Below are 24,967 nucleotides of genomic sequence, written 5' to 3'. Positions count from 1 at the left end.
ATTCTAATTTTTTAGTTTCCACTTATGTTTCAAAAAACATGGATTCTTTGGCTATTTTTAAGCCTGAGCTCTATGGTATTTGCACAAGGTTCTTTTAAAATAAAAGGAATTGTGTTAAACATCAACACCTTACAACCAATAGAAGGTGCCAATATTATTGGCGAAAGTTTATTTGCTATTTCCTCAACAACAGGTGAATTTGTTATAAAGCGTGTGGTAAATGGTACCTACACTTTTACAATTTCTCACCTAGGCTACGCTTCTAAAGAAATTACCATAGATGCAGATGCTAATATGGAAATGATTAAAGTTTTTTTAGAAGAATCTACTACAGATCTGGATGAAATAGAAATTACAGGTAAAACAAAAAAACGATTGGTAGACGAAACTCCTGTAGTGAGCACGTTAGTTACTAAAGAATTTCTTTCTAACAATAGAGAAAACAGCCTAATGCAAACCCTTAGTAAAATTCCAGGAGTAAGCACTATTAATATAGGTTCAGGACAATCAAAACCTGTTATTAGAGGATTAGGATTTAATAGAGTAGTGGTAGTACAAAATAGTATTAAACACGAAGCTCAACAATGGGGAAATGATCATGGATTAGAAATAGACCAATATGGTATTGAAAACATAAATGTAATCAAAGGTCCTGCTTCTTTGGTCTATGGTTCAGACGCTATTGCTGGTGTTGTAGATATAGTGCCTAACAAAATTCCTCTAGAAAACTCCTTTAAAGGAGAGCTAAACCTTCTAGCAGAAACCAACAACGACTTGTTTGGTGTTTCTTTAGGTGTACAAAAAAGAAACAAAAAATGGTTTTATCGTTCGCGTTTAACTTATAGAGATTATGCAGATTATAAAGTACCTACCAATCAAATTAATTACGAAAACTACATTTTTAATCTTCATGATAATAATTTAAGAAATACTGCTGGTAGAGAAGCCAATGCTAATGTTAGTTTTGGCTATATAAACAACCATATTACTTCAGAAACTTTTATAAGTAATGTGTATGCTAAAAATGGTTTTTTTGCCAATGCACATGGTTTAGAGGTAAGAACTTCTTCTATAGATTATGATAGCTCTAACAGAGATATAGATCTTCCTTATCATATGGTTAACCATTTTAAAATAACCAACAATACTGCTTTAGAATTTGAAAACCATAGTCTTCTTTTTGATCTAGGTTTTCAAAATAATAAAAGAGAAGAACATACAGAGCCTACAGCACATGGTTATATGCCAAAACCTAATAACACCAAAGAACGTGTGTTTTTAAAAAACACCTTTTCATTAAATATAAAAGATACGTTTACTACAGGAAAACATGATGTGGTAGCAGGAATAAATGTCGAATACCAAAATAATAATATTGGAGGATGGGGATTTTTAATTCCAGAATATAACCGATTTACCATTGGTGTATTTGCTTTTGATAAATTAGAAATAAATTCGAATCTGCACTTGTTAGCAGGTGTTCGATATGATTTCGGAATATTAGAAAACAAGGCTTATTTTGATTGGTTTCCATCTACCATTAATAATGAAGATGGTTCTACCTCATTGGTCTATCAGCAAAGAGCACAAAACAAAACACTAGATTTCGGAAACATTAGTGCTTCATTAGGTGTAAGTTACTTACAAGAAAACACCACGTATAAAGTTAATGTTGGTAAAAGTTTTAGAATGCCACTTGCTAATGAATTGGCTTCCGATGGTGTTAATTATCACATGTATCGTTATGAAAAAGGAAATATAAATTTAGATCCAGAAGAATCGTATCAATTAGATATTGATATAAATCACGACTTTAAAAAAGCAAGCATTGGCATTAGTCCGTTTGTTAATTTTTTCGAAAACTATATTTATTTAAATCCTACGTCTTCCTATTACGAAACCCAACAAATTTACGAATACACGCAAGCCAAAGTATTCAGGTTTGGTGGTGAGTTTAGAGCAAGTGCTACAATTACAGAAAATCTAAACGTAAACGCTTCGGCAGAATATGTGTATTCCAGACAAACTAGTGGAGCTAAAAAGAATTTTACAATACCCTTTTCGCCTCCTTTTTCTACGGTATTCTCTGCAAATTATCAGTTTAAAGATTTTCGCTTTATACAAGCGCCTAAACTTATTGCAGATTTCAGAATTACAGCAGACCAAAACGAAATTGTTCCACCAGAAGCAACAACAAAAGGCTATCAAGTACTAAACATGTCCTTTTTAGCAGAAATGCCAATTTTTAATGCTAGCAAACCATTGCAACTTAAATTAAAATGGAATAACGTATTCGATACCAAATATTTCAATCACACTAGTTTTTACCGCTTAATCGATGTTCCAGAAGCTGGTAGAAACCTATCTATAGCATTAACACAAACTTTTTAATAATTAAATACAATGAAAATTAATCTTTAAACCTTAAAACAAATTTTATGAAAACAAATTTTAAATTTTTAGCGATTCTTGCATTTTTTGCAACCTTTTTAAATTCATGTAGTAGTGATGACGATGCTGGTAGTACACTTGCAGCACCAGTAATTTCTAATTTTGAATATGGAGAAGGAAGCGATCATTCTACTGAACAATTTGCTTATAAAACTTCAGATATTCATTTAGAAGCAGATATTTTTGCCGAAGCTACAGTAAGTAGTATTGCTGTTTCTATTCATGCACACGATTTAACACCTGCTGCAGATGAAGTAGAGTGGCACTTTGAACAAGTTTTTACAGACAGTAATTACCTGGTAATGAACCCAACATTTCATGAGCATATATCAGTACCAAACAATATTCCAGCTGGTGAATACCACGTGGAGTTAACTGTAACAGATACACAAGGAAACAGCACAGAAGTAGAAGGACATATCCTTATTTTAGATGTTATAACTATAAGTGAGGTATCTGTAGATAGTACAGTAGTACGTGGATCTAACTTTCATGCAGAATTTTTTATTAATGCATTAAACGGTGTACATACTATTACTTTAGATATTCATGCACATGGTATAACTCCAGGAGCAGGAGAAACAGAGTATGACCAAGAACTAGTATTTGAAGAAGGTTACCATGAATTAAACGAAGTAGAATTTCATGAGCACATTACTGTTCCTGCAGATGCACCTGCTGGAGAATATCATATCACATTTACTGTAGAAGATGAAAACGGAAACACCGAAGAATTTGAAACACATATAGATATTACTGCTTAATTTAATTATAAACCGCATAGTAGCTGTTTCATTTACTATGCGGTTTTATAAACAATGACTATGAAAAACGTACAAAACTATTTTCTTGCTTTATTATTAGTAACCCTAATCATTGCATGTTCTAGTGATAATAGTGACGATAAAGATTTAGAAAAACCAACAATTACCATTAATTACAGTGATGGTTTTCCGCAAGCCTGTGAAGTGCTTACCAAAGGAGAAACCTATAATTTTAAAGCATTAGTAACAGATAATCTAGAATTAGCATCTTACAGTATAGATATTCATAACAATTTTGATCACCATACACATGATGACCAAGAAGGAGACTGTGATTTAGATGCTATAAAAGAAGCAGATAATCCGTTTATATTTATGCAGAATTATACACTTGAAGCTGGTTTAACTTCTTATGAAATAGACCATAATATTGCAATCCCTTCAGATATTGATACTGGAGATTACCATTGCTCTTTCTCTATAACAGATGCTACTGGTTGGCAAAGCATTACTTCTATAGATATAAAAATAGTAGAGTAATACCTTTCTTTATTTCTACATAGATATAGCAAACCTATAGCGCACTTTACTACCTTAAATAATACAAATACAATTATCGATCAGATGATTGTATTTGTATTTTATAACTATTCTAAAATCTAGTTTATATTCTTCGGAAGGTTTTTTAGCTATATAAATTCTGTGTTTTATACGACGAGCTTGCACTGAGCAGAACTAACTGTAGGAGGGAAGTGGGAATGTGTGTGGAATAATTTTTAAGAATAAATATTAATCTATATCTTTAAACGACAAATTTTGACGTATTCATGATTTATTTTTGAATTATGGAAAAATTTATTGATAAGATTACAGCACGTATTAAAGAATATCTAGAAACAGAAGCAAACCAAAGAATCAAATTGAATACATCAGAAATTAGCAAAAGACAGCAATTAATTCTTAAGAAATTAAGAAAAGGTAATTTCTCCTTTGATGAAATTCAGACATATTTAGAATATGAATCTGATATTCAAAGTTTAGATTTAATCCTATCTCAAAGAACATTACAAAGAGACCTAAAAATCATTTATTCTGTTTATGGAGTAGAAATAAAATATGATAGAAGTTTAAGAAAATATAGAATATTTAATGACGAACAATCTATTATACAACAAAGACTTCTCGAAGCAGTCGATATTTATAATGCTTTAAGTCTTAAAGAGAAATTTTCTAATAAGCTAATTTTTGAATTAAGAGAACCTCAAGGAACACAATACATAAGTGTGTTTTTAAAAGCAATTGAAAATAAAAAACAAATAAAATTTGATTATCAAAAATTTTGGAATGATAAATCAGCGGAAAGAATAATAAAACCAAATGCTTTAAAAGAACACAAAAACAGATGGTATGTCATAGGTAATGACGTTAACCATAAAGAACCTAGAATATTTGGTTTAGACAGAATTCAAAACCTTGAAGTAACTAATATTGATTTTAAATTTGAAGAAATTGATGTTTTAGCTATGTTTGAACATAGCTTTGGTATCATTTCTCCAAATAATATTAAGCCGATTAATATAGAGCTTACCTTTACTAGTTTCCAGGCTAAATACATAAAGAGTTTACCATTACATCATTCGCAACAGATTCTAAATGAAGATACTGAAAAGGTTGCTTTTAGTTTATTTCTTGTACCTACATTTGATTTTATTATGGAGTTGTTATCTTTTGGAAGTAATCTTATGGACATAAAACCAAAAAGCTTAAAAAACCAAATTATTCAAGAACATATAAAGTCATTAAATAACTTACAATCAACAAAAAGCTAAGTCTAATTTTCCTGTATAAAATTTTTCTAAAATTCTAATTTAAACACAATGCATTGAATGATGTTCTGCGTTTTGTAAATTGAACTTTGGCTAAAAACGAAAGTTGTTATTATGTTTTCTTAAAAAAAAATTATTCTAAAATGTTTCTTCTACAATGTTAATGAAATCGAGTTTACGAGATTCACGAGCTCTTATTTCTCAAATATAAGAGAGCGAGTAAACACTTTTTATACGACGACGTAGTAGGGAAACGTAATATATGTGGAATTGTGATTTATGTTAAAAACTTTAAATTTTAGTAGGTTTTTTACAAAACTGTCCGTAATTTTGTCCGTATCCGCAAAAACGTCCGCAATATATAATTATGGCTACTATAAACTTTTATCTTGATAAATCTGACAAAAAAGGATTTGCTCCAATTCATTTAAGAATTAATTGTAATTCGGAACAAGTAAAAATCTCAACTGGTGAAAAAATTAAACCAGAAGACTTTGATAAAGAAACTCAACTTGTAAAAGAAAAATCTGTTAGAGTAGCTGAGATAAATCATTATTTAAATTACTTAAAAGAAAGAGCAGATGAATTGTTCAATAACACGTATAAAAACAGTTATTCTAATAAAGAAATAAAATCAAAACTTACCGATTTTGTAAATGCTTATAAAGAAGATCATAACGTCAATATAATTAGAGAGAAAGTATCTCTTTATGGTAAACCTTTTACCTTTGTAGATTTATTTGCAGGAGCAGGAGGTTTTAGTGAAGGTTTCATCCAAGCAGAACATAATAATAAATTCTTTGATTTTCTTGTAGCAAATGATATCAATGAAAATTCCGAATTAACTCACGTTGTTAGATATAATCATCAATTAGGTTTAGATGCTGACTTTTTATGTCAAGACATTACAGAACCAGATTTCTTGGACAATCTTATTTCCAAAACTAAAGGCAAAAAAGTGGATGTTGTATGTGGTGGACCACCTTGTCAGAGTTTTAGTTTAGCTGGAAAAAGAAAGAAATTTGATAAAAAAGATGATTTATTTTCTCATTATTTAGAAGTAATTAAAGTACTTCAGCCAAAGTATTTTATAATGGAGAATGTAAAAGGAATTTTAACTAAAGAAAAAGGAAAAATAAAAGAACTTATACTTAAAGAAATTAATTCGATAGTTGATATAAAAGAAATTCCAACTTTAACCTCTTTTATTAAATCTTTAAAGAAATCCAATATTGATAATGATTTCCTTTTAGATTGTTTAATTAAAAGAATTGAAATTGAACAGTTTACTGATACCAAAGCTGAAGAAGCAAAAGAAACTTATATAAAAACCATCGATTCTAAATTCAAAAAGTTAACTCCAAAAATTGCAGACTACAAAAAGAGTAAAACTGACGAAAGGATTAGCACAATTAGACACGGATTTAATCTATTAGTTAGAAATAAAGAATGGGAAAAACTAAAACGAGATATTATACGAGAAAAGGATTTCTGTAATATTGACAATGATTATTTTGTAGATTCTTTTACTCAATTTCTTACTGATATTGATTCTAATGAGGTTATTAATAAGATAGAAGTAGCATTTGGTAAGTTAAATGTTGCTAAAGATTTTAAAAAATCTTGTAATGATATTATCCAAGCATTAAAAATTTATGTGTTAAATATAGATAATTGTCTTACGCTGATTCGTGATTATTGTAATAAGAAACAAAGTTCTCAATTAGATAAAATAATAAATGATATAAGACTTTATAGAATAGAAGCACCTTTTGTAGCTAATTCTTCTAATTATGGAGTTCCACAAAACAGAGAACGTGTATTGTTTATAGGTTGTAGAAAAGACCAAAAATTCATATCTGAAATCCCTGCAACAGTTACTGAAGAGGAAAAGGTTTCTGTTTTTGAAGCATTATATGATTTAGATTTTATAGGCAATAATGAAGAGGTTCATCATTATCATTTAGTTGATATTTCCAAACAATATAATGGAACTGCTAAAAAAATGAAGAGTCTTTTAAAGACTCGCTCAATTGATGGTAAACCATTAAAAACAAATGGAAAAACTTTTGCAGATTGGAGTAAAAAAGGAAGGTTAAATGGCAGGTTTACAAAAGCAAAAAAACCATTCTATGTAAAAAGTACAGAGGCTTTAAACAATAATGAAAAAGTATTTGACGTACTTCATAATCACAAAACAAGTAATCAAGGTGAAGATGTTATAAAACGACTTGATATTATTTTAAAAGAAGGAGATTATAAGAAAGCCAAAACAAAATTGGATAAATGTGGATTGTCTACAAATAAGAGAAATTACAACGTACTAAAGCCAGAGAAACAAAGCCCAACTGTAATGACGATTGCAGATGATTACATACATTATAATAGTCCTAGAGCTTTAACGGTTAGGGAAATGGCCAGATTACAATCTTTTGATGATTCATTTGTTTTTCAAGGTAAACGCTCTACAGGTGGAAATAATAGGAAGACAGAATTACCTCAATATACTTTAGTTGGGAATGCTGTACCACCACTTTTAGCAAGAGCAGTTGCAATGGAAATATTGAAAAATATTAAATAATATTAAAATAAGATAATTCTTCGGTTAAAAGTGGAATAGCAGTTCTTATCTCTGTTCTAATATTATTAGGATAACCTGACTGAAAGTTATTTGTAAAAATTTCTTTTAAAGACCTTGCAACGTGTTGCTCTGTTGTTTTACCCCAATAATTACCACCAGAAAGATTTGTAACCCTTTTTACTGCTACAGAATTAGAATTATAGTTCGCTCTTTGATTAGAAGGAACCGTTACAAAAGAATATGTAAAATTATTGGTATCGTGAATATTAAAACCATCACGACCTATAGTAATATTTCTTCCTTGGAAACCATTAGCTGAATATATCATATCCCAAAGCATAGGTATTTGAGCATTGTCATTCCAATTAGTTTTACATTGAATAACTCCAATTTCAAAACTGTCAAAATCTCTACTACATAAATAGTTAGATACTTCTATATTAAACTTGTTGCTTTTAAAATTGACTAAATCTATTCCGTTATTTTGAACAGCTAAATCTTCAATATTTGTATTAAATTCTATTACATCTGGAAATGTAATAACAGTTATATCTGACTCTGTATTACAAGCAAAATTCCCATAATTTACTGTTATTGCATCTTGAATTGGTTTAGGAACTAAACTCATTTTTCTTATAGCAACTGTTCTGCTTCCAATAGTACATAAATTAATATACCAACAAACTAAAGATTCCCAAGCAGTTCCTCCAGCAGAAACTTCACTTTGTCCGCGACCTTCGCCTCCAGTTGATCTAAATATACTCGATAAATGATCACCTAAATTTATAATATCAGTTTCATTAAAATCATCTCCTAAAATCTCATTAATACTTTCTTTCCAAATTGGCCAACAATTATTCATTGTATTCGTTGAAAATAAGCTTTCAATCGATATTTTTCTAAAATATTCTGGTATAGTCATTTATTGCTTTTGAAATTTAAGTAAATATATAAAAATCATAACGCTATTTTTTAAACAACCTGAATTTATTTTCGGCCTCATAAAATTTTGGTAAAACAATAAGTGAGTGGAACCTACATATTTTGGGTTTAGTAATACAGTTTTTTAATAGTTTAGATTATACATGGGATTTCAATACAATATTAACCAGTTACAATGTTTCCTAAAATATAGCGAATAAGGCGTTAATTGTTTCCAAAGTTATATTTAGCCTTGAATTTTTGTTTCTTTTGTTTCAAGACACTATTTTAAAGAATTGATTGAGTATTAATTTTTAAAATACTTAATAATAATGAAACAATAAAAAAAAGGAATAATTGAAAACAAGTGCTTATAATTTTAATCACATCTTTATTTATTTACAAAAACTTTAAAAGAGTTCGTGAATCTCCTAAAAAGTCGATTTCTTAAAATTTAAGTTCTTATGATTACAAACATTTTATAGAAATTAAACCTAAAATCCCAATCGCTGAGAATCGCGTATTTCATTTTTTTTGTGTCCTAGTCCAGAATATTGAAATTATACGAGAAGTAAAATCCTAATGTATAAGGATCCAAGTACAAACGTTTCTTATAAAAACTAAATATTTTTGGATATAATATAATTACGCAGTATTCGCCATTTCTAAAATTATTCTAATAAAGCCACAATTAGCTTGTACATATATCAAGGTATGTTTCATATTTATAACTTCCTATCGTATTAGACTATAATTATCCACAGGATCATTATAATCTAATAGTATGTCAAATATCGCCCAAAAGCGCTATTTCGCTAATTGTTATAAAATGTACTATAATTAATATTATGTAAAATAGAATATTTTGCTATCCTCCTTATATAAACTTTATACACCAACGTAACTTCTTTTAATAACTATACCTAAATAAGCGTTAATAAAAATTTAATACATTGGTTTAGGTGTAAAACATAAAGTACTTTTGTAATCTATTTTAAAATAATGCTATGCATACATTAAATATCTTAACAGCTATAAAACATTTTTTATACGATTACTTAATTCAAATTGGTTTATCTGCAAACACAGCTAAGTATCTTAATATGCTTGGTTTGTTTATTGCTTTAGTTATTGTGGTATTTGTCATTGATTTTATTATTAGAAAAATACTTATCAATGCTTTTAATGTATTTGCCATAAAAACAAAATCTAAGTTTGATAATATTCTTATTAAAAATAAAGTGCCTCGTAATATTGCGCACATTATTCCGCTTATTATTTCATTAGAGTTTATACCAACAGTATTTGAAGACTTTCCGTATCTAGAAAATTTTATTGAAAAAGGCCTAAAAGTATTTGGTATTGTGCTAGCACTTTGGGTAGTACGTAGCTTTTTAAATACCTTAAAAGATTACTTTAAAACGCTTCCTCGCTTTAAAGACAAACCTATTGACAGTTATATTCAAGTATTTATGATTTTTGCTTGGATGTTTGGCCTCTTCTCTATTTTTGCCATTATTACAGGAATCTCTTTCTGGAAATTTGCAACTACCATTGGTGCTGCTTCTGCTATTATTCTTTTAGTGTTTAAAGACACCATTCTTGGTTTTGTGGCTAGTATTCAAGTGTCTATTAATGATATGGTGCGTATTGGCGACTGGATTACCTTTACAAAATATGGTGCAGATGGTGACGTTATAGAAATTAACCTTTCTACAGTAAAAGTGCAAAACTTTGATAAAACCATAACCACTATTCCTACCTATGCGCTTATTTCCGATTCGTTTAAAAACTGGCGTGGAATGAGTGATTCTGGTGGTAGAAGAATTAAAAGATCTTTAATTTTAAAAGCAACTAGTGTTCGTTATTTAACCGATGAAGACATTGCGAAACTTCAGAAAATTCAGCTAATTTCTAGATATATCACAGAAAGAAAAAATACTATTGATGCTTATAATACAGAAAATAATATCGATAAATCAGTTTTAATTAATGGTAGAAACCTTACCAATCTAGGTGTTTTTAGAAAATATATTCAATTGTATATAGAAAACCATTCTGCTATTAACAAAGACATGACTATCATGACGCGTCAATTAGCTCCTACAGCACAAGGTTTACCTCTGGAGATATATGCTTTTAGTAAAGATAAACGCTGGGAAAATTACGAATATATAATTTCTGATATCTTTGATCATAGCTTATCAGCTATACCTTATTTTGATTTAGAAATTTATGAATTATCAACCATAGTTCCTAAAGAGTAAAGCTATAAGCTGGTTTTAAAAAAACAAGCTCCACTCCTCTTTAATACTCGTTTTATAGCGTTTGTAAAACCTATAAACAAAAAAAAGCTTCTTATTTTTATAAGAAGCTTTTTTTTAATATTGTATTGTGAGTAAAACTACTTCAGTATTTTTACTTTTACTGCATTCATACCACGTTGACCTTTTTCAAGTTCAAAAGAAACTCTATTACCTTCTGTTATTTGGTCTATTAAACCACTAACATGGCAAAAGTATTTTTCATTGTTTTCAGAATCTATAATAAACCCGAAACCTTTAGACGTATCAAAAAAGGAAACATTACCTGTTCTTACAGGATCAAATGCTTCTTTATCTCCTTCTAATGTTTTAGGAATACTTACTTCAATATTGGCAGCTTTTACTTTAACTTTTAAAGCAGGATCAGGCGGAGTATCTGTTAAATTCCCATTATGATCAACGTATGCAAACTGAATTCCTTCTGTTCCGTTTGCTTCTTTGTTAGCCTTTCTAGCTTCCATTTTTTTACGCTTATCTTCACGTTTTTTTAAACGTTTCTTCTCCTTTTCGCTTTTGTTAAATGTCTGTTGTGATTTTGCCATTAATTACCTTAAAATGTATTTTTTACTTGTTAATATGTCCCAAAGATATTGATTTCCTTACTCGTAAGCAAAAATTAGGGCTTACTTTTACATACTTGTTGCTAATTGCTTTTAAAAAGGGAGCTTTTGCAAATCTACATTTCCGCCAGAAAGTAGTACTCCAACCTGTTTATTTTTAAATGCATTTTTGTTTTGTAAAACCACTGCTAAAGCTACAGCACTAGAGGGTTCTACCACTATTTTAAGTCGTTGATAAATGAGTTTCATTGCTTCTAAAATAGCAACTTCATCTACGCAAATAATTTTATCTACATACTTTTGTAAAATAGGAAAATTAATATCACCTAAATGGGTTCGTAATCCATCAGCAATAGTATTTGTACTGGTATTTATTTCTATTTTTCCACTTTGTAAAGATCGGTAAGCATCATCTACAGCACTAGGCTCTCCACCAATAGCTATACAATCCTTACCAAAATAATGTATTGCTAATGCCGTTCCTGCCAATAAACCTCCTCCTCCAACGGGAGCTATTACCACTTCTAAATCAGGTTGTTCCTCCAAGAATTCTAAACCTGCTGTTGCGTTTCCGTAAATAACATCTATATCATTACTAGGATGCACAAATGTTGCTCCTGTTTCTTTTGCTATTTGTGCAGAAGTGGCTTCTCTAGCCGCAAGAGTTGCCTGGCAAATGGTGATTTTTCCATCATACCCTAAAACAGCATCTTTTTTTACTTGTGGTGCGTTTTCAGGCATTACAATATAAGCTGTTACTCCTAAACTTTTAGCTGCTAAAGATAGTGCTTGTGCAAAGTTTCCTGAAGAATGTGTTACCACTCCTCTACTGCGTTGTGCTTCGGTTAATTGCAAGATAGCATTGGTGGCACCTCGCATTTTAAATGCGCCCATTTTCTGAAAGTTTTCACATTTAAAAAATAAATTGGTTTCGCAAATGGCATTAATTCCTTGGGAACGAAGTACTGGCGTTTTATGTACATAAGGAGCAATTCTTTTAGAACTTGCTAATATGGCTTCTTTGTGTTTCATGCTTTTAAAAAAAAAGGAAATATACTAATACTTTTCAAGAGTAGTTCTATAAAAAAAAGCGAAAATTATGTACTTTGCGACTTCAAAAAAAACTGTCAATGAAAGTATGTATTGCCGAAAAACCTAGTGTTGCTAGAGAGATTGCTTCTGTTTTAGGAGCAAATTCTAAACGCGATGGTTACTATGAAGGTAATGGATATGCGGTTACTTACACCTTTGGTCACCTTTGTACCTTAAAAGAACCTAACGACTATAAACCACATTGGAAAAGTTGGGACCTTAACAATCTACCCATGCTTCCTGAGCGTTTTGAAACCAAGGTTTCTAAAGATTCTGGTATAAAAAAACAGTTTAAAATTGTAAAGAGTTTATTTGATAAAGCAGATGTAGTTATAAACTGTGGCGATGCAGGACAAGAAGGAGAACTGATACAACGTTGGGTAATAAACCAAGCTGGTTATAAAGGTAAAGTAGAAAGACTATGGATTTCTTCTTTAACAACCGAAGCCATAAAAGAGGGTTTTAGTAACCTTAAACCTTCTGAAGATTATGATAATTTATACTACGCAGGATTTTCTCGCGCTATTGGCGATTGGCTTTTAGGAATGAATGCAACTCGTTTATACACCGTAAAACATGGTGGTTACAAGCAAGTACTTTCAGTAGGAAGAGTGCAAACACCTACGCTTGCTATGTTGGTGAATCGTTTTAAAGAAATTGAAAACTTTAAACCACAACCTTACTGGGAACTACAAACCATGTATCGTGAAACTTTATTTAGTTATGAAGAAGGTCGATTTCTTAAAGTAGAAGATGGTGAAAAACTAGCATCTATTGTTAAGCAACATGATTTTGAAATAGTTTCAACCACAAAAAAAGCAGGTAATGAATATGCACCAAAGCTATTTGATTTAACAGGATTACAAGTATATTGTAATACAAAATTTGGATTTAGTGCAGACGAAACATTAAAGATTGTTCAAAAGCTATACGAACAAAAAGTGGTTACCTACCCAAGAGTAGACACCACCTTTTTACCAAATGATGTGTACCCAAAAGTACCAGGAATACTAAAAAATCTTACCAAATATGCAGCGCTAACCGAACCGCTTCATGGTAAAAAACTAAAGAAAACTAAAAAGGTTTTTGACGATAGTAAGGTTACAGATCACCACGCTATTATTCCTACAGGACAACAAATGAACTTGCAATACAACCAGCAACAAGTGTATGATATTATTGTACGTCGTTTTATTGCTGTGTTTTATCCAGATTGTAAAGTGTCTAACACCACAGTAATTGGTAAAGCCGAAAAAGTAAAATTTAAAACTACAGGAAAAGAAATTATAGAAAAAGGTTGGCGAGTTGTTTTTGAAACACCTAATAGTACTACCAAAGAAACAGGAATTTTACCTGCCTTTGAAAAAGGCGAAAAAGGTCCACATGAGCCTTCGTTTTTAGAAAAACAAACCAAACCACCAAAGCAATACACAGAGGCTTCCCTCCTGCGTGCTATGGAAACTGCAGGAAAACAAGTAGATGATGATGAACTGCGTGAGCTAATGAAAGAAAATGGTATTGGTCGTCCTTCTACACGTGCCAATATTATAGAAACCTTATTTAGACGAAAATATATAAAGCGAAATAAAAAACAAGTGATTCCTACAGTAACAGGTATTCAACTGATTGAGACCATTCAAAATGAAATGCTAAAATCTGCAGAACTTACTGGTAAATGGGAAAAACAGTTAAAAGATATTGAAAAAGGAACTTGTAGCGCAGGAACTTTTATTAAACAGATGAAACAAATGGTAGATCGTTTGGTGTATGAAGTAAGAAGCGAAACCAAAAAAGCCAATATATCTGCTGTTAATAATAAACCTGCTGGAGCAAAAAAGAAAACTTCCAAAAAAGCAAGCAGTGCATCAACAGGAATAACCTCAGAGAAATGTCCGAAATGTAAAAGTGGAAACATTATAAAAGGAAAAACAGCTTATGGATGTGCAAACTATGCCAATGGTTGCAAGTTTGTTTTACCTTTTTCTTTTGAAGGAAAGAAAATATCCGAAAAGCAGTTTATTCGCTTATTGCAAAAAGGATCTACAGTAAACCTTAAAGGTTTTAAAACAGATCATGGTAAAGTAGAAGGATTACTTCGTTTTAATGACAACTTCGAGTTGGTTTTAGAACCTAAAAAAACGGCTACTACTAAAATTCCTGATACCTTAACTTGTCCGAAATGTAAAAAAGGAACCGTTATAAAAGGAAAAACCGCTTATGGTTGTTCGGAGTATAAAACGGGTTGTGATTTTGTTTTTACTTTTGATGATTTAAGAAAAAAAGCAGGAGATAATAAACTTACTAAAGAGCTTGTTTTTAAAATATTGAGTAGTTAAAAAAGGGGCTTTTATTGTCTGTACTACAAGAAACAATTCACTTCTTTTATCGTTGTTTTGTCATTCTTTTGTCATTCCTGCGAAAGCAAAAACACCTCTCGTTTTGTCATTCCTGTGAAAACAGGAATCCATAAACATACAAGTAATAATAATATTCAAATTCCTGCCTACGCAGGAATGACAGACCAATCGTATTCGAGTCTGCTATAATGAATGCATCAAAAAGAAAGATTAAATATCAAGAATTAATACAGCAACACTACTAAATGCGTTTTTGTCATTCTAGTAAAAAAATAATTCACCTCGTTTTGTCATTCATTTGTCATTCCTGTGAAAACAGGAATCCACACTTAAACAACAAGTATAATTAGTACACTATTTATATTATAAAACACTAAAAGCTTATCCATTCTTGTCATTCCTGTGAAAACAGGAATCCATAAAAATGTAAGTACTAACTCTATTTAGATTCCTGCCTACGCAGGAATGACAGACCATTCATGTTTAAAATACTGACTAAAACTTACTTTTCTCTTGTACTTCCTGTGAAAACAGGAATCCATAAAAATGTAAATACTAACTCTATTTAGATTCCTGCCTGCGCAGGAATGACAGACCAATCCTATTCAAAATACTGCCTAAAACTTACTTTTCTCTTGTCATTCCTGCGAAAGCAGGATTCCATAAACATATAAGTAATAATAGTATTTAGATTCCTGCCTACGCAGGAATGACAGACCAATCGTATTCTAGTCTACTATAATGAATGCATCAAAAAGAAAGGATTCTGTATCAAGAATTAATACAACAAAACTACTAAGTACGTTTTTGTCATTCTAGTAAAAAAATAATTCACCTCGTTTTGTCATTGTTTTGTCATTCCTGTGAAAACAGGAATCCATAAAAATGTAAGTACTAACTCTATTAAGATTCCTGCCTGCGCAGGAATGACAGACCAATCCTATTCTAGTCTGCTATAATGAATGCATTAAAAAATAAAAATTATGTGTCAAGAATTAATACAACAAAACTACTAAGTACGTTTTTGTCATTCTTGTAAAAAAATAATTCACCTCGTTTTGTCATTGTTTTGTCCTTCCTGTGAAAACAGGAATCCATAAAACTGTAAGTACTAACTCTCTATTTAGATTCCTACCTACGCAGGAATGACAGACCAATCGTATTCTAGTCTGCTATAATGAATGCATTAAAAAGAAAGAATGTGTATCAAGAATTAATACAACAAAACAACACTACTAAGTACGTTTTTGTTATTCTTTTAAAAAGGAATTCAACTCGTTTTGTCTTTGTTTTGTCATTCCTGCAAAAGCAGGAATCCATAAACATGCAAGTAAGAATAGTATTTAGATTCCTGTCTGCGCAGGAATGACAGACCAATCCTATTCTAGTCTGCTATAATGAATGCATTAAAAAGAAAGAATTATGTGTCAAGAATTAATACAACAAAACTACTAAGTACGTTTTTGTCATTCTTGTAGAAAAGGAATTCAACTCGTTTTGTCTTTGTTTTGTCATTCCTGCGAAAGCAGGAATCCATAAACATATAAGTAACAATAGTATTTAGATTCCTGTCTGCGCAGGAATGACAGACCAATCCTATTCAAAATACTGCCTAAAACTTACTTTTCTCTTGTCATTCCTGTGAAAACAGGAATCCACACTTAAACAACAAATATAATTAGTACTCTTTTTTCATTATCCAAACACTAAAAGTTTATCCATTCTTGTCCTTCCTGCGAAAGCAGGAATCCATCCTCATGCTAATAACGACACTATTCAAATTCCTGCCTACGCAGGAATAAAAGTCTTACTCTGGTTTTCTACCGTGAATTTTCTCAAAATCAGCATCAAAATTATCACGTAAATACGCACGAAGTTTTAATCTGTAATCGTTTTTCAACCACTCTACAAAATTAAAAGTACTTTTACTAATACACTTAGTGTATCTTCCTATTCTGTAATCAATATCATCACCAAGCATTTTTGCTAATCCTAAGGCATCATATACATCTTCAGAATTCTCAATACATATTTTAGCATGGTGTTTAATAGAGCGTTCAAGAACAACTTTTGAAGATTCACCAGCTTTTATAGAATTAATATAGGTTTTCTTAATATCAAAATACACATCTTCAGAATTAGAAAACTCTGCGCGAAGTTCTTCAGGCATTTCGTATCTAAAATTCTCTTCAATGTCTTCATCATTAATCAATCCGTCAAGATAGAAATTAGGCGTTCTAAAAATACGTTGCCAATCTAAATCTGCTCCCCAAGGACCAAAACGATGTAAGTTATTTCCTAAGTCAATAACTTGAAAGGTAGTTTTATTCTTTAGTACACGAGACCCTCTACCAATCATTTGGTAATAAAGAGTAAGTGATTTTGTTGCTCTATTTAAAATAATAGCCTCTACAGATGGTTCATCAAAACCAGTAGTTAATATACTAACAGAAGTTAATATAGCGTCTGGTGTTTCATGAAACCATTTTAAAATGGCTTTACGCTCTTTTTTAGTATTGGTATTATCTAAGTGTGCTACAGGATAACCTGCTCTTTTAAAGGTGTCATATACGTGTAAAGACGTATTAATACCATTATTAAAGATAAGTGTTTTCTTGCCTTTACATCTTTCTTCATAAGCTTGTATAAGCTTAGAAAGCATGTCTGTATTGGTATATAAATCTTCAGAAGATTTTACAGTATAATCTCCATTAGCACCAACAACTAAAGAAGTTAAACCTACATTATACGAATAGATTTCAGCACGTGCTAAAAATTCGTTTTCAATAAGGTGTTCTATGGTTTCACCAACTATAAGCTCGTTATAGTTGTCGTTCATAGGAAGTTTAATATTAGAACTTAATGGTGTTGCTGTAACTCCTAATATAAAAGATTTTTCAAAAAACTTAAACAGTTTAGTGAACGAGTTATAGTGTGCCTCATCAATAATTACCAATCCAATATCAGAAATATCTAATTTGTTTTCTTGTAATCTATTGTTTAGGGTTTCTACCATGGCAACAAAACAACTATATTTTGCTTGGTCGTCAAGATTAGCCTTACTACTAACAATTTTATTTTCTACACCAAATTCTGTAAGCATATATGATGTCTGCTTACATAACTCGATCCTGTGTGTCATCACTAAAACTTTCTTTTTGTGATGTTTTAAATATTGTCTAACTATTTCAGAAAAAATTACTGTTTTCCCTCCTCCTGTTGGTAATTGGTATAAAAGGTGGTAATCTTCTGGAGCGTCTTCAAAGGCTTTAAAGATTCTATTAATTGCTCCACGTTGGTAACTGTAAAGATTCTTACCAGCATTTCTTTCTTCTTGTTCTGTAGTAGTAATAACGTTTCCCATAATTTTTTAGATGTGCAAAAATAACATCTTTCTTGCGTTTTTAAAGGGAATTTGGAAAGAAAATTTTAAAAAATATGTTAAAGGCTATTTAACTATGATGATAGAAGCTTTTACTCCTTTGGCTAGATTCCATTGATTACCAGATATTACACTACCATCATCATCTAAAATTTGAAACTCTGCAGTGTTAGGTGAAACCTGTCCTGTATCTAAGGCATAAAAGTCTATTTTGTTAATACCTTCTACCAACTTAAATTTAAAACCTGTATAATCTGGTGTTAATAGAACTGTAGCTTTTACAACATCATCATTGATAAATATTCTAATATGATCACCATCAAAAGCACCATAATCTCTATACACAATATTGATATTTTCTGAAGTTGTTTTGTGATCACCAAAAAATTGTGTGGTAGTGTTTCCTCGGTATTGTTGCTCTTTTCTTAATTCGGTATAACGAGCGTGTTTTTTAATTCTATCTTCATACAACTCACCAGGATTACCAAACTCTTCTTTGCTAAACATAGAAAACTCTTCTTTTGGTAAATCTGTAGGTTTGTATTGTTTTGGTACTGTTAAACCATTTATATTATCTTCTTTAGGAATAATTAAACCTTGATTGTTTATAGGTCTTCCCTCTTCTTCTACTTCTTGTTCTATTTCTCCTTCTTCACTTTCTATTACAGGAATAGCAACAGATTTTTGCTCACTATCAACTTGTGCTTGTATAGAAAGACTAAATAAACTTAAAAAAATGAATAACAATAAACGCATAGTGTATTAAAAAGATTCTTTTCTCTTTTTTCAAAAATCGTACCTAAGATTTTAAAATCCAATTTTAATGGCAGTTTTTTATTTTATTTAACGCAATTATCAGCAGGAACGTACATTCCCTATTCCTTTTTTTCTACACTACATACTTTTAAAAGTGTTAAAAAAAGTTAATTTACTAATATGTATAGCATAGTACTGTAACAAAATTGTTTCTGTGTCGTCTATATAGTATAACAATCAAAAAACAACAATCATGAGAACTTTAAACAACAATCAATTATCAGGAACTTTAAGTAGTACAAAAAGTCATACTTGGAATAGTAAAAGACGCTACAGATAAGTATTAAGTAAAGAGAAAACAAACCATTAAAAAACCACCAAATTATGAGAACATTAGCAAAATTATCTAAAAAAGTAAGTGGTATTGTAGAAGAGCAAAACCTTATCAATAGACATGTTATTCGTTTTTGTAATTCAAACACTACCCTTTGGAAAGGAACCAAAAGGTTCGCGCATTAAATTTTATGCATTAAAAAATTAGTCTAAAAAAAAGCCAGTACGCATTAAAATAGCATACTGGCTTTTTTATATTATTGATAAAGCGTTTTATTCTGTAATACCTTCTAAATCTAAGAAAAAACTAAAAACCAAAGCATTTTGCTTGTAACGTTCAAACCTTCCAGAAGCACCTCCATGACCATTATCCATATTACAATCTAAAAGCAATAGGTTATCATCTGTTTTTAGGTCTCTTAATTTAGCTATCCATTTTGCAGGTTCCCAATATTGTACTTGACTATCCCAATAACCTGTGGTAATTAGTAAATTAGGATACGCTTTAGCTTCTACATTATCATAAGGCGAATACGATTTCATATAATCATAATAGGCTTTTATTTTAGGATTTCCCCATTCATCAAACTCAAAAGTGGTTAAAGGAATACTTTCATCAAGCATAGTAGATACAATATCCACAAAAGGAACTGCGGCTACAACGCCATTCCATAATTCGGGTTTCATATTTATAATGGCTCCCATAAGTAATCCTCCTGCACTTCCGCCATAAGCGTAAAGATGATCACTACTTGTAAATCCTTCTTGAATTAAATATTCTCCACAATCTATAAAATCGGTAAAAGTGTTTTTCTTTTTTAATAGTTTTCCGTTTTCATACCATGCACGACCCATTTCTTGTCCTCCACGTATATGTGCAATGGCATACACAAATCCACGATCTAACAAACTTAAACGTGTAGCATTAAATCCTGGGTCTACACTAATTCCGTAAGAACCATAAGCATATAGTAATAGTGGATTATTCCCGTTTTTTTCTAACCCTTTTTTATATACCAGAGATATTGGTATTTGCGTACCATCTTTTGCTGTTGCAAAATGACGTTCGGAAACATAATTAGCAATAGAAAAATTAGGATCTAAAACTTCTTCTTGTTTTAATATTTTAGAAGTTTTGGTTTCCATATTGTATTCATAATCGGTATCAGGAGTGGTTAAAGAGGAATATTTATAGCGTAATTTATTGGTGTCAAAATCTAAATTTGCTGTAGTATACGCAAGGTATGCAGGATCGTTAAAAGGAATGTAATGCGCTGCTCCATTCCAGTTTTTTACTCTAATATTAATTAATCCTTCTTTACGCTCTTTTACCACTAAATAATTTTTGAATAAATCGAAACTTTGAAAATATACATCCTTACGATGCGGAATAACATCTACCCAATTTTCTTTTGTAGTTTTTGTGATTGGCGTTTTTACTAATCGGAAATTTTTAGCATCTAAATTGGTACGAATGTAAAAATGATCCTCAAAATGATCTACTTGGTATTCTAAATCACTTTCTCTAGGCTGTACTAGTTTCCATTCGCCATTTGGTGTATTAGCATCTAGGTATTGCATTTCTGTAGATAGTGTTTGAAAACTACCAATAAACAAGTAGGCTTTTGATTTAGACTTCCATACAGAGCATCTATACGTGTCGTCTTTTTCTTCATAAACCAACACGTCTTCAGCTTGATCGGTTCCTAAAGTATGCTTATAAATTTTATCTTGTCTTAATGTTTCTGGATCTTTAGTGGCATAAAAAACAGTTTTATTATCATTAGCCCAAGTTGCGTTTCCGCTAGTATTACTAAGTTTATCTGCTAGAAGTTTTCCTGTGTTTAAGTCTTTAAAATAAATGGTATACTGACGTCTAGAAATAGTGTCAATTCCAAATGCAACCAAGTTATTATTAGGGCTTACAGCACGTGAACCAATACCATAATAAGCAAAACCTTTTGCCATTTCTGGACCATTAAGAATAATTTCTTCTTTTGCATTTTCTTCTACTTTTTTTCGGCAGTACAATGCATAATCACCACCTTCTTCATAACGAGAATAATAGGAATACCCATTATCTAATACAGGAACCGAAGCATCGTCTTTTTTAATTCGGCTAATCATTTCTGTATATAGCTTTTCTTGTAAAGCATTGGTATGCTGCATGGTTTTAGCAGTATACTCGTTTTCTTGCTCTAAATAATCTAAAACATCTTGCGTTTGTTTATCTGGAGTTTCTGCATTTTTTTGCTCATCACTTAGACGCATCCAGAAATAGTTATCTATTCTAGAATCCTCATGTGTGATAATTTCTTTAGGTATTTTTTTAGCAATTGGAGTTTCGTTGTTACTTTGTGCTAAAAGCGTGTTGTTTTGAAGGCTTACAAAAAAAACAAACAAAAAAGTAAACAAATAGTGAATAGGTGTTTTCATGTGGTTTTTTGATTAATTAAAACATAAAGTAACAAAAAAAACAGATAACCACAACGATGTAATTATCTGTTTTTTAATATATTACACAGATAAATAGAAGTTTAATATTGCACTAATTGTAATAATTCGTTTTCAAATTTATCTCTAGATAAATACTGATCTTCTAATTGATTAATAAACGGAATAGGTGTTTCCATACTAGCAACACGTTTTACAGGAGCATCTAATTGCTCAAAACAGTTTTCCATAATTAATGCTGAGATATCGCTGGCTATTCCTCCAAAAAGCGAATCTTCTTGTAAGATAATTGCTTTACCTGTTTTTTTAACCGAAGCATAAATAGCATCAGTATCTAAAGGTTGTAAAGAACGTAAATCAATAACATCTGCCTGTATATTGCTATGTTTATCTAAAGTGTTTAAAGCCCAATGTACTGCTGCACCATACGCAATAACAGTAATATCCTTTCCTGTTCTTAAAAGAGAGGCTTTACCAAGAGGTAGTGTAAAATAATCTGTAGGTACTTCTTGACGTACACTTCTATATAAAGCTTTGTGCTCAAAAAACAACACAGGGTTAGGATCATTAATTGCTGTAGCTAAAAGCCCTTTTGCATCATAAGGAAACGCAGGATATACTACTTTTAAACCTGGTGTTTTAGTAAACCAAGCTTCATTGGTTTGGCTATGAAAAGGTCCTGCAGCTACTCCTGCTCCACAAGGCATTCTTAATACTACATCTGCATTTTGGTTCCATCTATAATGACTTTTTGCTAGATAGTTTACTACAGGATTAAAACCGGAAGTCACAAAATCTGCAAATTGCATTTCTACAACAGATTTTATTCCAGCAATAGAAAGTCCCATTCCTGCTTCAACAATTGCAGATTCGCATATTGGTGTATTGCGTACTCTTTCTTTTCCAAAGGCTTCTACAAAACCATCTGTAATTTTAAAAACACCTCCATATTCAGCAACATCTTGTCCCATGATTACTAAATCTTCATGACGCTCCATACTCTGTTTTAAACCTTCAGAAATAGCATCTACAAATCGAAGTTCTTTTGTTTCGTTGTTCTCTGTAACTTCTTGGTATTTAAAATTTTGAAATACATCATTTAATTCATCGCTTTCAGATGGAATTATTGATTCTTCAGCACCTGCTTGCTCTAAATGTGCATTAATTTCATGCGCTATTTCTTTTTTTATCGTTACCTCAAACGCTTCGTCTATAATCCCTTCATTTTTCAAAAATTCTTGATAATTTTCTAAAGGGTCTTTTTTAGCCCAAGCATCTAATAAGTCCTGAGGCACGTATTTGGTTCCGCTAGCTTCTTCGTGACCACGCATTCTAAATGTTTTAAATTCTAGCAAAACAGGACGTGGATTTTTTCTAATGTCTTCCGCTAAAGCGTTTACTTTAGTATATACTTCAAGAATATTATTTCCGTCAATAATATGGCTTTCCATTCCGTAACCTAAAGCTCTATCTGCAATGTCTTTACAGTGGTATTGCTCATTGGTAGGTGTTGAAAGTCCGTAACCATTATTTTCAATACAAAACAAAACAGGAAGCTGCCAAACTGAGGCTACATTTAACGCTTCATGAAAATCACCTTCGCTAGTTCCTCCTTCACCAGAAAAAACAGCAGTAACCTGGTTTTTATTTTTTAATTTACTTGCTAATGCAATACCATCTGCTACACCTAATTGTGGACCAAGATGCGAAATCATACCAACAATATGATACTCTTGGGTTCCAAAATGAAAACTTCTATCTCTTCCTTTTGTAAAACCGCTAGCCTTACCTTGCCATTGACTAAAAAGCCTGTATAATGGGATATCACGAGAGGTGAAAACACCAAGATTTCTGTGCATTGGTAAAATATATTCACTGCTTTGCAATGCCTTAGTAACACCAACAGAAATGGCTTCTTGACCAATGCCAGAAAACCATTTAGAAATTTTTCCTTGACGTAATAGAATGAGCATCTTCTCCTCTATCAATCTAGGTTTCAGCATGCTTTTGTATAAATCGATTAAGGTTTCTTTATTTAAACCTTCTTTATTGTAGTTAATCATAACTTTAGAAATCGTTTCCAATACCTTTATATTTATAAATCAAATGTAAGTAATTTTTCATGTTAAGAGTTCATTAAGTTTAATTTTACTCAAGATTTTCGTTACATTTGTAATTCGACTTTTAAAATAAAGAATATGGACAGAATACCTAGTGTAAACCTGAATGATTTTATTTCTGGCGATTCAGTTAGAAAGCAAAAATTTGTAGATGAAATTGGTAAAGCCTATGAAGACATAGGGTTTGTTGCGCTTAAAGGACATTTTTTAGACGATACTTTAGTAGATAATTTATATGGAGAAGTAAAGAACTTCTTTGACCTTCCTGTTGAAACAAAACGTAAATATGAAATACCAGGAATTGGTGGACAACGTGGTTATATTTCTTTTGGAAAAGAAAGTGCAAAAGGAAAAAAAGAAGGAGATTTAAAAGAGTTTTGGCATTTTGGGCAGTTTGTAGAAAACGATCCTAAACTAGAAGCTGAATATCCTGATAATGTGACTGTAAAGGAACTACCTGAATTTAATAAAATTGGGAAGCAAACCTATAGAATGTTAGAAAAAACAGCTAAATACGTATTACGCGCTTTAGCTTTATACTTAAACTTAGAAGAAACCTATTTTGATCAATATATTCATAACGGAAATTCTATTTTAAGACCTATACACTATCCTCCTATTCTTAACGAACCTAAAAATGCTGTTCGTGCTGCTGCGCATGGTGATATTAATTTAATTACCCTTTTAATGGGAGCGCAAGGAAGAGGTTTACAAGTACAAAAACATGATGGTGAATGGATTGACGCCATTGCAGAACCAGATGAGTTAATGATTAATGTTGGTGATATGCTTTCACGCCATACCAACAACAAATTAAAATCTACTATACACCGAGTAATTAATCCACCAAGAGAACTTTGGGGAACTTCACGTTATTCTATTCCATTTTTTATGCATCCTATAAGTGATATGAAACTAGATGTATTAGAAAGCTGTATTGACGAAGAAAACCCAAAGCAATTTGAAGATATTACTGCTGGTGAGTTTTTACACGAACGTCTTGTTGAATTAGGACTTATTAAAGAATAGCAATAGCTTGTAAGTAT

The 24,967-nt window shown here is 31.1% G+C and carries 16 protein-coding genes; 9 read left to right on the top strand and 7 right to left on the bottom strand.

Features of this window, described 5'->3' with window-relative positions; all coding sequences use genetic code 11:
• The first annotated feature begins 24 nt into the window (after nt 1-24).
• From ACFSSB_RS03830 to ACFSSB_RS03810, 5 genes are all read left to right on the top strand, one after another.
• Nucleotides 25-2,391, top strand: a complete 2,367-nt coding sequence (locus ACFSSB_RS03830) for a TonB-dependent receptor (protein ID WP_379901144.1) — start codon at nt 25-27, stop codon at nt 2,389-2,391.
• 47 nt (nt 2,392-2,438) lie between these two features.
• Nucleotides 2,439-3,215: a DUF4625 domain-containing protein gene (locus tag ACFSSB_RS03825; protein ID WP_379901142.1), complete on the top strand. Its 777-nt coding sequence runs from the start codon at nt 2,439-2,441 to the stop codon at nt 3,213-3,215.
• 60 nt (nt 3,216-3,275) lie between these two features.
• Nucleotides 3,276-3,755, top strand: a complete 480-nt coding sequence (locus ACFSSB_RS03820) for a DUF4625 domain-containing protein (protein ID WP_379901140.1) — start codon at nt 3,276-3,278, stop codon at nt 3,753-3,755.
• Between the two features lie 305 nt (nt 3,756-4,060).
• Complete coding sequence (locus tag ACFSSB_RS03815; RefSeq protein ID WP_379901138.1) at nt 4,061-5,044, top strand: helix-turn-helix transcriptional regulator; 984 nt, start codon at nt 4,061-4,063, stop codon at nt 5,042-5,044.
• A gap of 364 nt (nt 5,045-5,408) precedes the next feature.
• On the top strand, nt 5,409-7,622 hold the full coding sequence (locus ACFSSB_RS03810) for a DNA cytosine methyltransferase (RefSeq protein ID WP_379901136.1): 2,214 nt from the start codon (nt 5,409-5,411) through the stop codon (nt 7,620-7,622).
• Here ACFSSB_RS03810 and ACFSSB_RS03805 read toward each other — a convergent pair.
• Entirely contained in the window at nt 7,615-8,484 is an 870-nt protein-coding gene (locus tag ACFSSB_RS03805) for a hypothetical protein (protein WP_379901134.1), read from the bottom strand. The genes ACFSSB_RS03810 and ACFSSB_RS03805 overlap by 8 nt on opposite strands.
• A gap of 1,066 nt (nt 8,485-9,550) precedes the next feature.
• Between ACFSSB_RS03805 and ACFSSB_RS03800 the strand changes: the two genes are divergently transcribed.
• Nucleotides 9,551-10,810 (top strand): mechanosensitive ion channel family protein, encoded by a 1,260-nt coding sequence (locus ACFSSB_RS03800; protein ID WP_379901132.1) that lies wholly within the window; start codon nt 9,551-9,553, stop codon nt 10,808-10,810.
• A 137-nt stretch (nt 10,811-10,947) separates the two neighbouring features.
• Here ACFSSB_RS03800 and ACFSSB_RS03795 read toward each other — a convergent pair whose 3' ends face one another.
• A complete protein-coding gene (locus ACFSSB_RS03795) occupies nt 10,948-11,409 on the bottom strand; it encodes a cold-shock protein (RefSeq protein WP_379901130.1) in 462 nt (153 codons plus the stop codon).
• Nucleotides 11,410-11,520: 111 nt separating this feature from the next.
• Nucleotides 11,521-12,459: a pyridoxal-phosphate dependent enzyme gene (locus tag ACFSSB_RS03790; protein ID WP_379901128.1), complete on the bottom strand. Its 939-nt coding sequence runs from the start codon at nt 12,457-12,459 to the stop codon at nt 11,521-11,523.
• A gap of 98 nt (nt 12,460-12,557) precedes the next feature.
• On the opposite strand from ACFSSB_RS03790, the gene ACFSSB_RS03785 reads away from it, so the two are divergent.
• Complete coding sequence (locus ACFSSB_RS03785) at nt 12,558-14,855, top strand: type IA DNA topoisomerase (RefSeq protein ID WP_379901126.1); 2,298 nt, start codon at nt 12,558-12,560, stop codon at nt 14,853-14,855.
• A gap of 1,828 nt (nt 14,856-16,683) precedes the next feature.
• Here ACFSSB_RS03785 and ACFSSB_RS03780 read toward each other — a convergent pair.
• Nucleotides 16,684-18,240 carry a DEAD/DEAH box helicase gene (locus tag ACFSSB_RS03780; RefSeq protein WP_379901124.1) on the bottom strand — a complete coding sequence of 519 codons (1,557 nt, stop codon included), beginning with the start codon at nt 18,238-18,240 and terminating at the stop codon, nt 16,684-16,686.
• A gap of 84 nt (nt 18,241-18,324) precedes the next feature.
• Entirely contained in the window at nt 18,325-19,005 is a 681-nt protein-coding gene (locus ACFSSB_RS03775) for a hypothetical protein (protein ID WP_379901122.1), read from the bottom strand.
• 393 nt (nt 19,006-19,398) lie between these two features.
• Between ACFSSB_RS03775 and ACFSSB_RS03770 the strand changes: the two genes are divergently transcribed.
• Nucleotides 19,399-19,533 carry a hypothetical protein gene (locus ACFSSB_RS03770; protein ID WP_379901120.1) on the top strand — a complete coding sequence of 45 codons (135 nt, stop codon included), beginning with the start codon at nt 19,399-19,401 and terminating at the stop codon, nt 19,531-19,533.
• A gap of 87 nt (nt 19,534-19,620) precedes the next feature.
• Here ACFSSB_RS03770 and ACFSSB_RS03765 read toward each other — a convergent pair whose 3' ends face one another.
• Both ACFSSB_RS03765 and ACFSSB_RS03760 read right to left on the bottom strand, forming a co-directional pair.
• Complete coding sequence (locus tag ACFSSB_RS03765; protein WP_379901118.1) at nt 19,621-21,783, bottom strand: S9 family peptidase; 2,163 nt, start codon at nt 21,781-21,783, stop codon at nt 19,621-19,623.
• A gap of 101 nt (nt 21,784-21,884) precedes the next feature.
• Entirely contained in the window at nt 21,885-23,864 is a 1,980-nt protein-coding gene (locus tag ACFSSB_RS03760) for an alpha-ketoacid dehydrogenase subunit alpha/beta (RefSeq protein WP_379901116.1), read from the bottom strand.
• A 135-nt stretch (nt 23,865-23,999) separates the two neighbouring features.
• Between ACFSSB_RS03760 and ACFSSB_RS03755 the strand changes: the two genes are divergently transcribed.
• Nucleotides 24,000-24,950 carry an isopenicillin N synthase family dioxygenase gene (locus tag ACFSSB_RS03755; RefSeq protein ID WP_379901114.1) on the top strand — a complete coding sequence of 317 codons (951 nt, stop codon included), beginning with the start codon at nt 24,000-24,002 and terminating at the stop codon, nt 24,948-24,950.
• Nucleotides 24,951-24,967 lie beyond the last annotated feature (17 nt).

This window comes from Lacinutrix gracilariae (assembly GCF_042684485.1).
Taxonomy (GTDB): Bacteria; Bacteroidota; Bacteroidia; order Flavobacteriales; family Flavobacteriaceae; genus Oceanihabitans; species Oceanihabitans gracilariae.
The sequence above is the reverse complement of the archived record's forward strand: the minus strand, read 5'-3'. Positions and strand labels throughout refer to the sequence as shown.

What these genes read in the sequence shown, in the direction of transcription:
- ACFSSB_RS03800 (WP_379901132.1), top strand. Translation starts at nt 9,551, where the DNA reads ATGCATACATTAAATATCTTAACAGCTATAAAACATTTTTTATACGAT.
- ACFSSB_RS03770 (WP_379901120.1), top strand. Translation starts at nt 19,399, where the DNA reads ATGAGAACATTAGCAAAATTATCTAAAAAAGTAAGTGGTATTGTAGAA.
- ACFSSB_RS03790 (WP_379901128.1), bottom strand. Translation starts at nt 12,459, where the DNA reads ATGAAACACAAAGAAGCCATATTAGCAAGTTCTAAAAGAATTGCTCCT.
- ACFSSB_RS03815 (WP_379901138.1), top strand. Translation starts at nt 4,061, where the DNA reads ATGGAAAAATTTATTGATAAGATTACAGCACGTATTAAAGAATATCTA.
- ACFSSB_RS03825 (WP_379901142.1), top strand. Translation starts at nt 2,439, where the DNA reads ATGAAAACAAATTTTAAATTTTTAGCGATTCTTGCATTTTTTGCAACC.
- ACFSSB_RS03780 (WP_379901124.1), bottom strand. Translation starts at nt 18,240, where the DNA reads ATGGGAAACGTTATTACTACTACAGAACAAGAAGAAAGAAATGCTGGT.
- ACFSSB_RS03820 (WP_379901140.1), top strand. Translation starts at nt 3,276, where the DNA reads ATGAAAAACGTACAAAACTATTTTCTTGCTTTATTATTAGTAACCCTA.
- ACFSSB_RS03830 (WP_379901144.1), top strand. Translation starts at nt 25, where the DNA reads ATGTTTCAAAAAACATGGATTCTTTGGCTATTTTTAAGCCTGAGCTCT.
- ACFSSB_RS03795 (WP_379901130.1), bottom strand. Translation starts at nt 11,409, where the DNA reads ATGGCAAAATCACAACAGACATTTAACAAAAGCGAAAAGGAGAAGAAA.
- ACFSSB_RS03810 (WP_379901136.1), top strand. Translation starts at nt 5,409, where the DNA reads ATGGCTACTATAAACTTTTATCTTGATAAATCTGACAAAAAAGGATTT.
- ACFSSB_RS03760 (WP_379901116.1), bottom strand. Translation starts at nt 23,864, where the DNA reads ATGATTAACTACAATAAAGAAGGTTTAAATAAAGAAACCTTAATCGAT.
- ACFSSB_RS03785 (WP_379901126.1), top strand. Translation starts at nt 12,558, where the DNA reads ATGAAAGTATGTATTGCCGAAAAACCTAGTGTTGCTAGAGAGATTGCT.
- ACFSSB_RS03765 (WP_379901118.1), bottom strand. Translation starts at nt 21,783, where the DNA reads ATGAAAACACCTATTCACTATTTGTTTACTTTTTTGTTTGTTTTTTTT.
- ACFSSB_RS03805 (WP_379901134.1), bottom strand. Translation starts at nt 8,484, where the DNA reads ATGAATAATTGTTGGCCAATTTGGAAAGAAAGTATTAATGAGATTTTA.
- ACFSSB_RS03755 (WP_379901114.1), top strand. Translation starts at nt 24,000, where the DNA reads ATGGACAGAATACCTAGTGTAAACCTGAATGATTTTATTTCTGGCGAT.